The organism is Waterburya sp., from assembly GCF_058530065.1.
Window position 1 is genome coordinate 1 of sequence record NZ_JBZNBU010000262.1, and the last position, 12,497, is coordinate 12,497.

Consider the following 12,497-nt stretch of genomic DNA (forward strand, 5'->3'; position numbering starts at 1 on the left):
AAAGAACTCACCGCACTGTTGAGATCGAATTCATCGTTAGGATTAGATTTAAACTCTGCCAAGTGCAAAACTAGGTTAGTTTGGTATAGTTCCAAACGGCTTTGTATTTGGGGTTGAGAAAAACTATCATTCAAAGAAAAAGCAATGCGAGCGATCGCAAATACAGTCAATAAAGCTAAAATAGCTCGTTTCCAGGTCATTAGGATTAAGTTTTATAACTATTTGTTTCGGTATTAAGATGATTTTTATACTTTATCATCAGCAGTAAATTCCATGATGCACGGCTTTATTCCTCCCCAACGTTATTTTCCCTATCTCTCCTGGAAAGAAATAGCCGATCTGCCCGATAAGGAAAATACAGTTATTATTCAACCTATTGGTGCGATCGAACAACACGGTCATCATCTACCCATTGCCGTCGATTCTGCGATTAGTCTGGGAGTTTTGGGGAAAGCCCTAGAAAAATTGGACGAGAATATACCCGCCTATGCCCTACCTTGTCTTTATTATGGCAAGTCGAACGAACACGATGGCTTTCCTGGCACAATCAGCCTCAGTGCTAATACTCTGCTATCGGTAATTAAAGAAATGGCAGAGAGTATCTATCGCGCTGGTTTTCGCAAACTAGTATTGATGAACTCTCATGGAGGACAACCGCAGATTATGGAAATAGCTGCCAGAGATCTCCATCAAGAACATCCAAATTTAGCAGTATTCCCCTTCTTTACTTGGCGCGTACCCAATACAGTAGGAGAAATGCTAACTCCTCAAGAAAGAGAATATGGCATTCATGCAGGAGATGCCGAAACGAGTATTATGCTTTCTTTATTGCCCGACTGGGTAAACATGGAATTAGCAGTTAAAGAATATCCCCAAGGCTTACCAGAAGATAGTTTGCTGGATATGGAAGGGAAATTACCCTTTGCTTGGTTGACTAGAGAATTAAGTAAGACAGGAGTTATGGGAGATGCTACGGTTGCTTCTAAAGAAAAAGGCGATCGCATCCTGCAATCCGTTGCAGATGGTTGGGTTGAGGTAATTCAAGATGTTTATCAATTTCAACAACCCGTTTTATAATCCATAACTGTCCTAACTGTTTTATGACTATCTCTTAAGTGGAACATCCCCTGTCTTAAAACGTCTTTTAGTCTAATACAATTAGCTTAATATACTTATTCTTTAATCTTGAGCTAATTTTATTTTTAAGCCACAGGCTAATTTAGCTTGTAAATATGATGGCAATACTCAATTTTTCAGCTTTACGAACTATTAATTCTTTGCAGCTAAAAACTATTAAAACTTTAATTTTAAGCTTGGTAATATTGTCAATTTATCCTCAGATAAGTTTGGCAGAAGGAGATACTACGATTGAAGGTCTGTCAGGTGGTTCAGTTGATAGCCAGGGATGTGGTTTTATCGCAACTAGCCCCAATTATCAAATGAATTTATCACAAAGAGTTGATTATATGAGATTAACCGTTCAATCTGATGGAGGTCAGCCAACCTTATTAGTATTAGGTCCCAATCCTGGGGATAGTTTTTGTGTTTTAGGAGATGAAATATCGGGGTTACAACCAGAGATTTCTGGAGTCTGGGAAGCAGGAAATTATGATGTTTATGTGGGCGATCGCTCTGGTCGCCAACATCAATTTGTGCTTGATATTTCTACCGATAATTAATGATTATTTTTCTTCTTCAATTACTTGCACGGAGACTTCGACCGCATCTACATCGATAGTTCCTGGGGGTGTAATGCGCGTAAAGCGATCGCCTTCTACTTGCAAAGCTTCTCCACAATTAGGGCAATTGAAATCAGTATTTTTTAGTCCTGTAAATTCATAGTCACATACTGGACATTGGGCTTGAGTTAGTTTTCTTTTCAACCACCATTGAAAACCCCAAAAGCCAACTATGGGAAGAATAAACAGGAGAGCAATTAAAATCAAAAAACCGCTCAACACTCCTCCCAAACCGATTTTACCTAGAATTAAGGCAAAAATAATTAAACTGACCCAGCAACCAAGACCAGAACCATTATATTGAAGTAGTTTGTTATAGCGATCGTTCACGGCGATTAACTGTCTGTCTACTCGATATTTATTTGCCTTCTAATTCTAATTTAACTTTCCCTTAAAAAGACGACCGCAGCTACACTTCGTATCAATTGAAACAAAAATGACTGCGATCGCTTTTTTACAGAGATAGTATATATCCCGTCTCTATAATCTTCTAACTATCTAGAGGTTTATATGCAGTCCAATATTTGCTCATAAAGTGATTTTCGACTTGGAGATCGGTAAATCCTGCCTCTATCAAGCGATTATCGATGTTATCAGTCGTATAATGACGATAATAAGGTTCGTGGAATAAGCTGGGGAAATTATCCATCATCTCTTTAAAATCGGGAGAGTCTAAAGCTTGGATAGAATCGCAAATTACTAATACCCCTCCTGGTTGCAAGACGCGAAACATTTCGTTAATTACTGTTTGTCTTACCGCAGCAGGTAATTCATGGAATAAAAAGACGCAAGTTAGACCGTGAAAATAGTTATCTTGGTAGGGTAACTCTTCAGCATTGCTTTGCAGCAGTTGGGGCAATTCCCCAGGAATTTCCGACAGTAATTGATTGGCTTTGCGGAGATAGGCGGGAGATAGATCCGTTCCGAATAGAGAAACTTTAGGCAAAGTTCCCCGAACCATTCTTAGAGTACGTCCAGTACCGCAAGCTACGTCTAATACCTTGATCTGTTGCGCTGGAACGTCCCTAAAAGCCTGTAAACCAGCTTTTAAAGGGGCAAGAATGCGACGGCGCATGGCATCGGCAGACCCATTAAAGAGAATTTCTACCTGCAAATCATAAAGATTGGCAGACATATCGCTAAGATAGCCATCTGTTTGAAAGTGGAAGTTTTGTAAATAATAGTCGGGGAAACCTACGCGATCTATGGAGTTATTAAATTTTTGATATTCTTTGTTTTTCATTCTTCCCCAAGTTCCCACTGCATCCAAACATAATTCGGGATAATAGCGGAAAAAATCAGACCAGGGATTATCAAACAACAAAGAACTAGGATAAACTCCTTCTTGAGCATCTTGAAGATCTTTTTCTTCTAAGGATTTTAGTCTTGCCTGAAGGTTTTCCAATATTTCAGGAGACAAGGGTTTAGCTTTTTTTGAGCGTTCGAGAACGAAGGTGTGAGCTAACCTATCTGTTATTTCTTTGTGCAGAAAACCAAAGATTTTTTTGCCTTCTTGGAAACCTTGGTAGGCTAGCTTGGTTACTTCGTCAGGAATAAATTGTTCTAGATTTGGAGTTGATTGCATGAATGTCGGTAGAAATAATGGCAGTATGTCAGACCACAAAGATCCGACAGTAAAATTAACTTTTGTTGGTTTTTATGTATATAAGTTAAGTATAGTCAGATTTTAGTTATAAAAGGCTGCCAAAAATCAATTAATTATTTTTAAGAAACCATACTACTATTACCACCATGAACGGTTTTAACCCACTTAAGTCTTTTAGGACGAATCGACATTCTCGCAGTAATGCTCAACATCACAATTTGCCAGTGAGTCATGTAAATCAAACCCCGTAAAGATTGCCAGGCGATCGCAAAAATACTAGATATATTTAAGGATCGATTTTCAGCAAGTTCGATTCTGACCAAACCGCGAAAGATCCCCGTAAAACCCCAAGCAAACAACAGGGCGGTAATCGGACTTAACACTGGCAAGCGATGACGGGATATAGCCATAATCGCATCGGGTACGTTGGCAGCAGGAACTATGTATTGCAGTAGCATCCAACAGAGGAGATCTATGCGTTTGCCGAAACCCATCGAAGTTTTGAAAATATAACGCCAATAGTCTAGATAGCGTTGATAACCTCCTTCCGCCCAGCGATTGCGCTGATGCCAGAGAGAAATCGCATTGGTTACCCCTTCTTCATATACCGCAGGAGTTGATAGCAAACCAACTTGCCAATTATCTAAGTGCAAACGAATAGTTAGATCCAGGTCATCGGTAATGGTTTCCTCATTCCAACCACCACAACTAGCCAAAGTCAGGCGACTGACAAATTGACCGTTCCCTCGTAATTCGCCAATACCGCCCACGGCAATACGCTGTTGTTGGACGTAACTATCTAATGCCATCTCTGCTGCTTGTCCTTTTGTCCAGAAGTTTTCTCCATAATTGGCGATCGCTTTTCTAACTTGGACTGCACCCATTTTAGGGTTATCGAATAGAGGAACAACTTTTCTTAAAAGATCGGGAGTAACTTTAGCATCGGCATCGAAGACTCCAATAATATCGCCGAAGGTTTGGGGAACGACTTGATTTAACGCTCCAGACTTACCACCACCAGCATTAGCAGCGCGATGAACTACTTTTAGTTGGGGATATTCTAAAGCCAAGCGATCGAGAATGGCAGGGGTGTTATCGGTGCTGCGATCGTCTATTGCCCAGACTTCATATTTATCGGTAGGATAGTCGATATTGCATAACATGGCGATGGAATTGGCAATCACCGTTTCTTCGTTTTTGGCTGCAACTAAAAGAGAAACTTTGGGAATGGAAGTCTCGTCTTCTAAAGATAATAAAGTATCGGATATCTCTGGTTTGGTAAAAAGATAGCGAGAAATTTGCATAGCAGCTAGACTGGCTAATCCCGCTACCAACCAATAACCCCAGCTAACTAAATGCAGAGAAATAGTAACGATCCAAATAACCATTAAGAGAAATGCCGCTTTTTGTCTGCGCCCCGCAAATCCTTGAAAAAAGTCTGCCCTAAACTCTTCTTCTGCCTCTTCAGGATCGGATAATTCAGATAGGAGAGAGTTAATGGGATCGAATTCTGATTCTGATTCTTTTTTACGCCAATAATTCTCTGCCATAGTTACTTCTGCTTTAGGATTGCCTAATGGTATATCGTTAGGGTGATAAAATGCACTGGCTCAATTGTATCGAAAATTGTAAACTTTATTGGCTAAAATTTAATATTTAAGGGAAGTTATTACGGTTTTTTTCGGTTTAACGACCTATTTTCGGTTAAATTAATCAAAGAGATTCTTGCGTAATGTTAATTTGGGTTAAGTCAGTCGAGGAATTGTTACAACATGAGTAGTTTGGGAATAGGATTGGTGGTAAGAGATGCTGCTTCTCAAGCAGCTTATCCAATCACCGCCCTTGTAATAGCTTTGGCTTCGGTATTGTGGGTCGAAATAGTCAGAGACTTGTATCATACTCTCTCCCATCTCTGGCAACCTTTATATCGCCTCCATGTCTGGCATCACAAGGTTTCTCGTCGCGATTTATCTGTAGTGAGCGATACTATTTATCGTCAGGCTCATTGGTATAATGATGTACCAGAATCTTTGGTAATGTTAGTTTTAAGCATTTTACCCTGGGTCATCGTTACTATTTGGGATATCCAACCCCAATGGACTGCCTGGGCTGGCTCTATTTATACTGTAACTTTTTTGCTGGGTGCGATCGCTCGTGGATTGGGAATTCCCATGATAGACGAGCTTACAGACATTACCCATCGTCCAGGGGAGTTTACTAGCCTACCTTCCAAGTTATTTGTCAATCGTCCCTATCACTGGCGACATCATTTTGATAACCAAGATGCTTATTTTTCTGGCACCCTAACTTTAGTGGATAAATTACTCGGTACTGCCCTATCTCTCAAAAACAAGCGCGTTGCTGTAACTGGTGCGTCAGGTACTTTAGGCAAAGCATTATTAACTCAATTACATTTAGCAGGGGCAAAAGTTACCGCTGTTACTTCTTCCGAGAGACAAATTAGTTTGAATTTACCCACAGGAAATCTGCCAATTAAGACAATCTCTTGGCGCATTGGCTCGGAAGCAGAATTATTAGAACAATTAGATAAGATAGATATTTTAATTATCAATCACGGCATTAATGTTTACGGACAAAGAGATGCGACCGCGATCGCTAAATCCTATGAAATTAATACTTTTTCGACTCTGCGTTTAATGGAAACCTTCTACAAAACCATTAAAAGCGATCGCGATCGGATTAGAAAAGAAATTTGGGTCAACACTTCTGAAGCGGAAGTAAATCCTGCCTTGAGTCCATTATACGAATTAAGTAAAAGAGCAGCGGGAGACATTGTTACCATGAGTCGCTTGGATGCTCCTTGTATAGTGAGAAAACTAATTTTAGGACCTTTTAAAAGTAAGTTAAATCCAGTGGGAATTATGTCTGCTAACTGGGTTGCCAAGCAAATTGTTAATCTTGCTAAACGAGACATTCGTAACATTATCGTTACCATTAATCCCATTACCTATCTTCTTTTTCCTCTTAAAGAATTTTGCGTTGCCAATTATTTTCGTTTTTTTACTAAGAAAAATAATTAATCTTTAATCTCCCTTTGATATCGCAAAATATACTTATTACTATACAATTTCCAATTCCGTAAGAGAAATTTCCCCTTTTACCAGTAATTCTTTTTTGGTTTTGGAGATTTTTTTAAGACGATATTCAACGCGAGAAGCAGCAGATTTATCTCCTATTTCAGCACTAAAAACTAACTGTAAAGGATGTCTACTTCTTGTATATTTAGCAGCCTTACTACTGCCAGATTGATGAACTTTAAAACGTTGGGTAACATCCTTAGAAATTCCCGTATAAAGAGAATTATCGCCACATCGAATCATATACACAGACCACATATATTTTAGAGATTTTACTTGTATGTTGTAGAAAAAGCGATGCAGCGCGTTGCAGAGGTATCCTCCATTGTAGCGACACAGCCTTCTTCGGAGGCAAAGTCCCTTCGGGACGTTGGCGCAACGCGCCGTTCAAGAAGCGATCGCAATATTTTGATTGAAAATAATCTTGTTTATTCTTAACGGTGCGATATACTCATTCGGAATATCCTGATGCGAAATAACGATTCTTGAGGTTAATTTAACTGCTATGTAGATAGCCAATTACATTAGCACCGAAATAAATTTATGTTCGAGCAATTTAACCTTAATTCCGATCCTAGCAACTTAATCAATGGAATTTTAGTTGATAATTCAGGTTTAACAGTAGTACCAGAGAGTATCGATTATCAAGGAATAGACGGTCAAGCTTCATTTTATGATGGCAGCCTGACACAACTCGGTATTGATGCGGGAGTTCTTTTCACTTCTGGAACGGGCAACCCTTCTACAGAAAATACAGATACTGCTTTTGGAACAGCAGCGGGAAACAATACCGACGAAGAATTACAAGTAGTTGCCGATCTGGCTTTTGAAGGTAATGGTGGGGTAACAGATACCAACAGTTTGGAGTTTACTTTTACCGTTGACGATCCGAATGTTCGTTCTCTTTCCTTCGATTTGATCTTTGGTTCGGATGAATTTCCTGAATTTTCCGATACTGAATTTGTCGATATTGCGGCTGTGATAGTTAACGGTCGAAATGTAGGTTTATTTAACAATCAAGATAGCCAGCCCCTCAGTATTATAAGTGAAAATATTGATGCTGGGAATTTTCGTAATAATAATAATTCCGAGTTTGCCTTTGATGACAATGCTGGAGAAAGTCTGCCCATTGAATATGACGGTATTAGCTCTTTATTGAGAATTTCTGCCCCAGTAGTTCAAGGAGAAAATACGATTAAATTTGGGGTTGCCGATACGGGCGACCAAGATTTCGATTCTGGTTTATTTATTGCCAATTTAACTCTCAGTAGCACGAGTACGGGGGATAGTGGTAGTGGCGTTTTAGTTAGCATACCAGGAACTAACGAAAATGATGAAATTGTTGGAGATGATGGCAATAATTTTCTTGAGGGTTTGGATGGTAACGATATTCTCAGCGCAGGCAATGGAGTTGATTTAATTGAAGGGGGCGCGGGAGACGATTCTCTTCAAGGAGGAAACGGTCAAGATACTATTGATGGTGGTATTGGTGCGGATACCATCGAAGGGGGTGCAGATGCCGACATTCTAACGGGTTCTTTAGGACCAGACACTTTTCTAGGTACTTTAGCAGAATTAAATGGGGATGTTATATCTGATTTTGCAGAAGACGATCGCCTTACGGTTGTGGACGCAAACTTTACTATAGACGACATTACTATTACTTTAGGTTCGGCTATTTTAGATATAGACATCAACGGAGATGGCACTAGCGACTCTACTATTACCCTGGAAGGAGATTTTAGCGAAACTGATTTTGCTACAGAATCAGAGTTAACTGATGATGGTAGAGTTAACACCATTATTAATATTGCCGAAGAAACCATTGAAGATTCAGGGGTGATTTTAGATCTAAGAGACGTTACAGATGGCGAAGTCGTCTCTGCTGGATTTGATATCGAACGGGATGCTTTATTTGACAATACCGTCGATTTTTATCAAGTCAATGCTGATGGTAGCGTTAACGATCCGACTACAGGTAATGCGATCGCCCCAGAAGATCCTGGATATACTGCTGCCGCTTTGGCTAGTCGTCTGGGATTGGATATTAGTGGTGATAATGCCGTTACCGTCGATCTTTCAGGGGAATTGACTGGAGGCAGGATGTATGCACCTTTAATTGTGGTTAATGATGGTTTTGCCGCTTTAGAGGATAGTAATATTAATAACGATCCGACAATTTATTTTGCTTACGAAGCAGCCAATAGTGACGGCTTTGCTCACATCCGCAGAGATAGCAGCAATCAATTTAGTTTTGAAGATCTGCCTAATGGGGGCGATTTAGATTTTAACGATCTAATTATCAATATTGATATTTAATACTTGTTATCGATTTAGAGCGATCGCCTGAGTTTTAAAACTAACCTAGAACTAGAAATTTAAGGCGATCGCTATTTACTGACAGAAATTCCTTCAGACGCGATTGTTATAACCTTAATAGTTAAAATCTAAATTTATTAGACATAAAACAGGTTGTCGATAAGCAAAAAAAAGGTACTAGAAACTACAAGTATGTCGTTCAACAAGAGACAAAAGCTTATTCTGACGAAATTATTAGCAGTAGAAACCGACTTAGAAAATCTTCGATTATCAAGCGAGTACGTTGAAAAGTTGCTGACTAAAACAAAGTAAAGTGTCCTTTTGACACAGCAACCTAACGGGTTGTATAATGCCGTCTCTTTTTGGGGCAGTTTCTTTTTAGGCGGTTAAATAAACTTCTCTGGAAGACCCTTCTTGATTCCCAGAAAATCGTACTGTATGATGAAATTTGAGCGAGTGTTGAGCGACCCTTCAGGTTTTGGTATTACCATTCGGGTGTGAAAGCCCCATTGTATAACGCCGTAAGGCGAGGGCGGACGATGGGACTTGAACCCACGAATGGTGGTACCACAAACCACTGCCTTAACCACTTGGCTACGCCCGCCATGTCTGTTATCGATTTAACATTATAACACCACTATCGCAGTTTATTGCTCAATTATTTTAAAATTAGAAATAATTTTTTTTCAAATAAATGACAAAATTTAAAAATGCCAGTATTTTCGGGATTCTAGCCATTGGTTTGGGAGCAGTCGCCATTGTAACCAATCCCCAAGAGCAAAGCTACCAAAAATATGCCAACGTTGCTTTGAAAAGCCAACTGAAGGAAAAAGTGTGCGCCCAAATTTCAGAAGAATTGGGTTCTTGGCTCGAAGGTCAATGTCAGACTATAGTTGATACTGCTAGTCCTTACTTAGCCGAGGTTATTAGCCAACAAACAACCAGACAGAATTTTTTACTTTTTAGTATCTATCAAGCAGATCTGCCATTACCCAATCCTCTACCCGACTATCATGTAGAGACTATTGGAATTCTGGGGAATTTTTACACTTATCAAGCTGAGAAACTCTAGTTGTTCGATCGCTAATTCTTTATTTAAACTAGAGGGTAAAGTTATAAAAACCTGGAGTAGATCGTGAGTGAAGATAACGGCAAACAAATTATTGAAGAGAAAATACCTGTTTCTGATGATGAAATAACTCGTACTCCCCCTTATGGGAGCGTTCAATCTCTGGATAAAGGCGAACGATACTGTATCAACCGTATCGAAATTAAACCAGGAGAACACATGAGTACTCAAATGCACTATCATCGTAGCGAACATTGGATAGTGGTTTCTGGTACGGCAAAAGTAACTTGCGACGGGAAAGAAACTTTAGTCATGCAAAATCAATCTACTTACGTACCCATGAACACCGCCCATCGTGTAGAAAATCCTGGAGTAATTCCCTTGGTCATGATTGAGGTGCAAAACGGCGAATATCTTGGAGATGACGACATCATTCGCTTTGACGATTAATTGGAAAAATATAGTTTAAAATATCTGGAACACTTCACAATTGCGGAGTGTTTTATTTTGCTAAATGTTAGTTGTTAGTTGTTAATTAAGCAGAATTCAACAATTGTTCATTGATAAATATTTTTAATAGCCCAAGCTGATTTCCCCAGGGGCAAAAATTATAGTGCTAGATGCTCCAGACGATCGCATTTTTACTTGTAATTTTCCTTCTGGGGTAATTCCTACGACTTCTCCTAAGTTATTGTCGATCTTAATTTGTTTGCCAATACTATTTAAAATAGCTGTGTATTCTGCCAATAATCGATTGATTCCTAGGGCTAAATAATATTCATAACCACAAACTATGCCATAGCTAGCAATTGCTGCTAACTCTTCTAGAGAACTAATAGTTTGATTGTCTGCTTGTCGAGCATAATCTTTCAGATTTATACCAGGATGGGGAACAAGATTACACCAATTAATACCGACTCCCACCACAGCTTTGACAATCTTTTTGCCAGTATTTCTAGTTTCTGTTTTGATACCACCTAACTTACAGTTATCTAAAATAAGATCGTTAGACCATTTGATAGTTACAGGTAAATTATAAGCTCTTAAAACTGTAGCAATACCCCAAGCTGTTGCCATAACTAAATGAAAGTTATATTCGAGTTCTAAATCCAAATCCAAAGCGACAGAGAGATATAAACCTCCCTCAGCAGAAACCCAACTACGCCCCCACTGTCCTCTTCCTGCGGTTTGCGATCGCGCGATCGTCCCTAGGGGCATTTTATTCCCGCGATCGATTAATTCCCAGGCTTTGTTATTAGTCGAATCCAGGCGATCAAATACTTTTAAAGTAATTGCTTCTCTATTATTTTGGCAGGGACTAATTATTTCCCGTTCTTTTAATTTTTGCCAAGTTCGAGCGTATAGTTCTAAATTAAAAACCAATTTTCTTAGGAAACGACTTTATTTTTACCTATTACTTTTCTGATTGGGATTTAAAATATCTCCCAAGCCTTCCCCTACCAGAGACAAACCAATAACCATCGTAGTCATAGCCAAGCCAGGAAAAGTCGCAGACCACCAAATCCCTGTCGGCAAAGCATCTAAAGCCAGTCGGAGATCGTGACCCCATTCGGGTATTTCTGGCGGTAATCCTAAACCGAGAAAACCCAAACCACCCAAAATTAGAATTGCATCCGCAGCATTGAGAGTAAACAAAACTGGTACGCTTTGAATTACATTAAAGAACAGATAGCGAGATAAGATCCTACTGGTAGGTGCGCGCATTGCCCTTGCTGCTTCAACAAACAATTCGGTTTTGACGCTAGTAGTATGATTGCGAACGATTCGATAGTATTGAGGAACGTAGGCAATACTCAAAGCCAAAGCTGCATTTACAACCCCTTTGCCTACCACAAAAGCCAGGGTAACTGACAACAACAACCCAGGTAGAGTGTAGATGGTGTCCATAAAGAAGATCAAAACTTTATCTATTTTGCCTCCTAAATAACCGCTAACTAAACCCAGAGGAACGCCCAAAATCAAACTAATACTGGTTGCCAATAAAACGACTTTTAAAGCCGCTTGAGAGCCATAGAGAGTGCGAGAAAAAACATCGTATCCTTGACGAGTCGTACCAAACCAATAATCTGCCCCTGGTGCTTCGTGAATGGGGTTAGCCAAAGCTTCGGTAGGATCTTGTAACCAGCCCATATCTTGTAAGGCAGGAGCAAAAAGCGCGATCGCCATAAAAGTTAGAGTAATTATTAAACCAATAATTGTTAGGCTTTGGGAGAGAGTCAGACGAAAGTGACGGGGAAAAGAAATGCTTCTGGTCATTTTATTTCTTATTTAACATCTGTTAAATCTGCTGGGCATTATAACCTTACTAATTGCAAGTATTAAAAATATCTAGAACAATCTGTACCGTACAGGCGATCGCAACCAGGGTAATAATTACTAAAGAAGATAAAAGGTTACAAGCCAATATTAATGACAGAATAAACGCTGCTGCCCCCAGACGATAAAAAGTCAAGACGCGCTTACATTTAGTTTGTCCCAGTTGGCAACTATTCCAATGAAGATTGGAGAGAATTAGCATACACAAACCTACTGCCAAACAAAATAAAATTTTCTCGCTGCTATTGTTGTCTTCAGTTAAACCGCGAATCATTTTTTCTACACCCACTCCCGTAGCAGTCAAACCAATGGCTAAAGGTAGATGGGAA

General features: G+C 39.5%; 12 protein-coding genes, 1 tRNA gene and 2 pseudogenes. 6 read left to right on the top strand and 9 right to left on the bottom strand.

Going from position 1 to position 12,497, the window contains the following annotated elements; genetic code table 11:
• Positions 1–200: pseudogene (locus AC33VI_RS15825) on the bottom strand (CPBP family intramembrane glutamate endopeptidase); the annotation flags it as partial.
• Between the two features lie 73 nt (positions 201–273).
• Between AC33VI_RS15825 and AC33VI_RS15830 the strand changes: the two are divergent.
• Both AC33VI_RS15830 and AC33VI_RS15835 read left to right on the top strand, forming a co-directional pair.
• Positions 274–1,077, top strand: coding sequence for a creatininase family protein (locus AC33VI_RS15830; RefSeq protein ID WP_491783235.1), 804 nt, complete (start codon positions 274–276; stop codon positions 1,075–1,077).
• A gap of 155 nt (positions 1,078–1,232) precedes the next feature.
• Positions 1,233–1,679 carry a hypothetical protein gene (locus AC33VI_RS15835; RefSeq protein ID WP_491783236.1) on the top strand — a complete coding sequence of 149 codons (447 nt, stop codon included), beginning with the start codon at positions 1,233–1,235 and terminating at the stop codon, positions 1,677–1,679.
• Between the two features lie 3 nt (positions 1,680–1,682).
• Here the strand turns inward: AC33VI_RS15835 and AC33VI_RS15840 are convergent, their stop codons facing one another.
• The 3 genes from AC33VI_RS15840 to AC33VI_RS15850 all read right to left on the bottom strand — a co-directional run bounded on the left by AC33VI_RS15840 (position 1,683) and on the right by AC33VI_RS15850 (position 4,895).
• Positions 1,683–2,069: a hypothetical protein gene (locus AC33VI_RS15840; protein ID WP_491783237.1), complete on the bottom strand. Its 387-nt coding sequence runs from the start codon at positions 2,067–2,069 to the stop codon at positions 1,683–1,685.
• 160 nt (positions 2,070–2,229) lie between these two features.
• A complete protein-coding gene (locus AC33VI_RS15845) occupies positions 2,230–3,324 on the bottom strand; it encodes a class I SAM-dependent methyltransferase (protein WP_491783238.1) in 1,095 nt (364 codons plus the stop codon).
• A gap of 140 nt (positions 3,325–3,464) precedes the next feature.
• On the bottom strand, positions 3,465–4,895 hold the full coding sequence (locus AC33VI_RS15850; RefSeq protein ID WP_491783239.1) for a glycosyltransferase family 2 protein: 1,431 nt from the start codon (positions 4,893–4,895) through the stop codon (positions 3,465–3,467).
• A gap of 222 nt (positions 4,896–5,117) precedes the next feature.
• Here AC33VI_RS15850 and AC33VI_RS15855 point away from each other — a divergent pair, with 222 nt between their 5' ends.
• Positions 5,118–6,386 (top strand): bifunctional sterol desaturase/short chain dehydrogenase, encoded by a 1,269-nt coding sequence (locus tag AC33VI_RS15855; protein WP_491783240.1) that lies wholly within the window; start codon positions 5,118–5,120, stop codon positions 6,384–6,386.
• A gap of 39 nt (positions 6,387–6,425) precedes the next feature.
• Here the strand turns inward: AC33VI_RS15855 and AC33VI_RS15860 are convergent, their stop codons facing one another.
• A complete protein-coding gene (locus AC33VI_RS15860; protein WP_491783241.1) occupies positions 6,426–6,701 on the bottom strand; it encodes a GIY-YIG nuclease family protein in 276 nt (91 codons plus the stop codon).
• Positions 6,702–6,986: 285 nt separating this feature from the next.
• Here AC33VI_RS15860 and AC33VI_RS15865 point away from each other — a divergent pair, with 285 nt between their 5' ends.
• Positions 6,987–8,762 carry a choice-of-anchor L domain-containing protein gene (locus tag AC33VI_RS15865; protein WP_491783242.1) on the top strand — a complete coding sequence of 592 codons (1,776 nt, stop codon included), beginning with the start codon at positions 6,987–6,989 and terminating at the stop codon, positions 8,760–8,762.
• Positions 8,763–9,293: 531 nt separating this feature from the next.
• Here the strand turns inward: AC33VI_RS15865 and AC33VI_RS15870 are convergent.
• Positions 9,294–9,366: transfer RNA gene (locus AC33VI_RS15870), tRNA-His, on the bottom strand.
• Positions 9,367–9,456: 90 nt separating this feature from the next.
• Between AC33VI_RS15870 and AC33VI_RS15875 the strand changes: the two genes are divergently transcribed.
• Complete coding sequence (locus AC33VI_RS15875) at positions 9,457–9,834, top strand: DUF4359 domain-containing protein (RefSeq protein WP_491783243.1); 378 nt, start codon at positions 9,457–9,459, stop codon at positions 9,832–9,834.
• Between the two features lie 87 nt (positions 9,835–9,921).
• Entirely contained in the window at positions 9,922–10,281 is a 360-nt protein-coding gene (locus AC33VI_RS15880) for a cupin domain-containing protein (protein ID WP_491783246.1), read from the top strand.
• Positions 10,282–10,404: 123 nt separating this feature from the next.
• Here the strand turns inward: AC33VI_RS15880 and AC33VI_RS15885 are convergent, their stop codons facing one another.
• The 3 genes and pseudogenes from AC33VI_RS15885 to AC33VI_RS15895 all read right to left on the bottom strand — a co-directional run.
• Entirely contained in the window at positions 10,405–11,214 is an 810-nt protein-coding gene (locus AC33VI_RS15885; RefSeq protein ID WP_491783244.1) for a biotin--[acetyl-CoA-carboxylase] ligase, read from the bottom strand.
• Between the two features lie 24 nt (positions 11,215–11,238).
• Positions 11,239–12,108 (bottom strand): ABC transporter permease, encoded by an 870-nt coding sequence (locus AC33VI_RS15890; protein ID WP_491783245.1) that lies wholly within the window; start codon positions 12,106–12,108, stop codon positions 11,239–11,241.
• A gap of 49 nt (positions 12,109–12,157) precedes the next feature.
• Positions 12,158–12,497: pseudogene (locus AC33VI_RS15895) on the bottom strand (low temperature requirement protein A); the annotation flags it as partial.

Bases quoted from the DNA above. Each gene is read 5' to 3' on its own strand.
- AC33VI_RS15830 (WP_491783235.1), top strand. From the start codon at position 274: ATGATGCACGGCTTTATTCCTCCCCAACGTTATTTTCCCTATCTCTCC.
- AC33VI_RS15835 (WP_491783236.1), top strand. From the start codon at position 1,233: ATGATGGCAATACTCAATTTTTCAGCTTTACGAACTATTAATTCTTTG.
- AC33VI_RS15845 (WP_491783238.1), bottom strand. From the start codon at position 3,324: ATGCAATCAACTCCAAATCTAGAACAATTTATTCCTGACGAAGTAACC.
- AC33VI_RS15850 (WP_491783239.1), bottom strand. From the start codon at position 4,895: ATGGCAGAGAATTATTGGCGTAAAAAAGAATCAGAATCAGAATTCGAT.
- AC33VI_RS15855 (WP_491783240.1), top strand. From the start codon at position 5,118: ATGAGTAGTTTGGGAATAGGATTGGTGGTAAGAGATGCTGCTTCTCAA.
- AC33VI_RS15860 (WP_491783241.1), bottom strand. From the start codon at position 6,701: ATGTGGTCTGTGTATATGATTCGATGTGGCGATAATTCTCTTTATACG.
- AC33VI_RS15865 (WP_491783242.1), top strand. From the start codon at position 6,987: ATGTTCGAGCAATTTAACCTTAATTCCGATCCTAGCAACTTAATCAAT.
- AC33VI_RS15875 (WP_491783243.1), top strand. From the start codon at position 9,457: ATGACAAAATTTAAAAATGCCAGTATTTTCGGGATTCTAGCCATTGGT.
- AC33VI_RS15890 (WP_491783245.1), bottom strand. From the start codon at position 12,108: ATGACCAGAAGCATTTCTTTTCCCCGTCACTTTCGTCTGACTCTCTCC.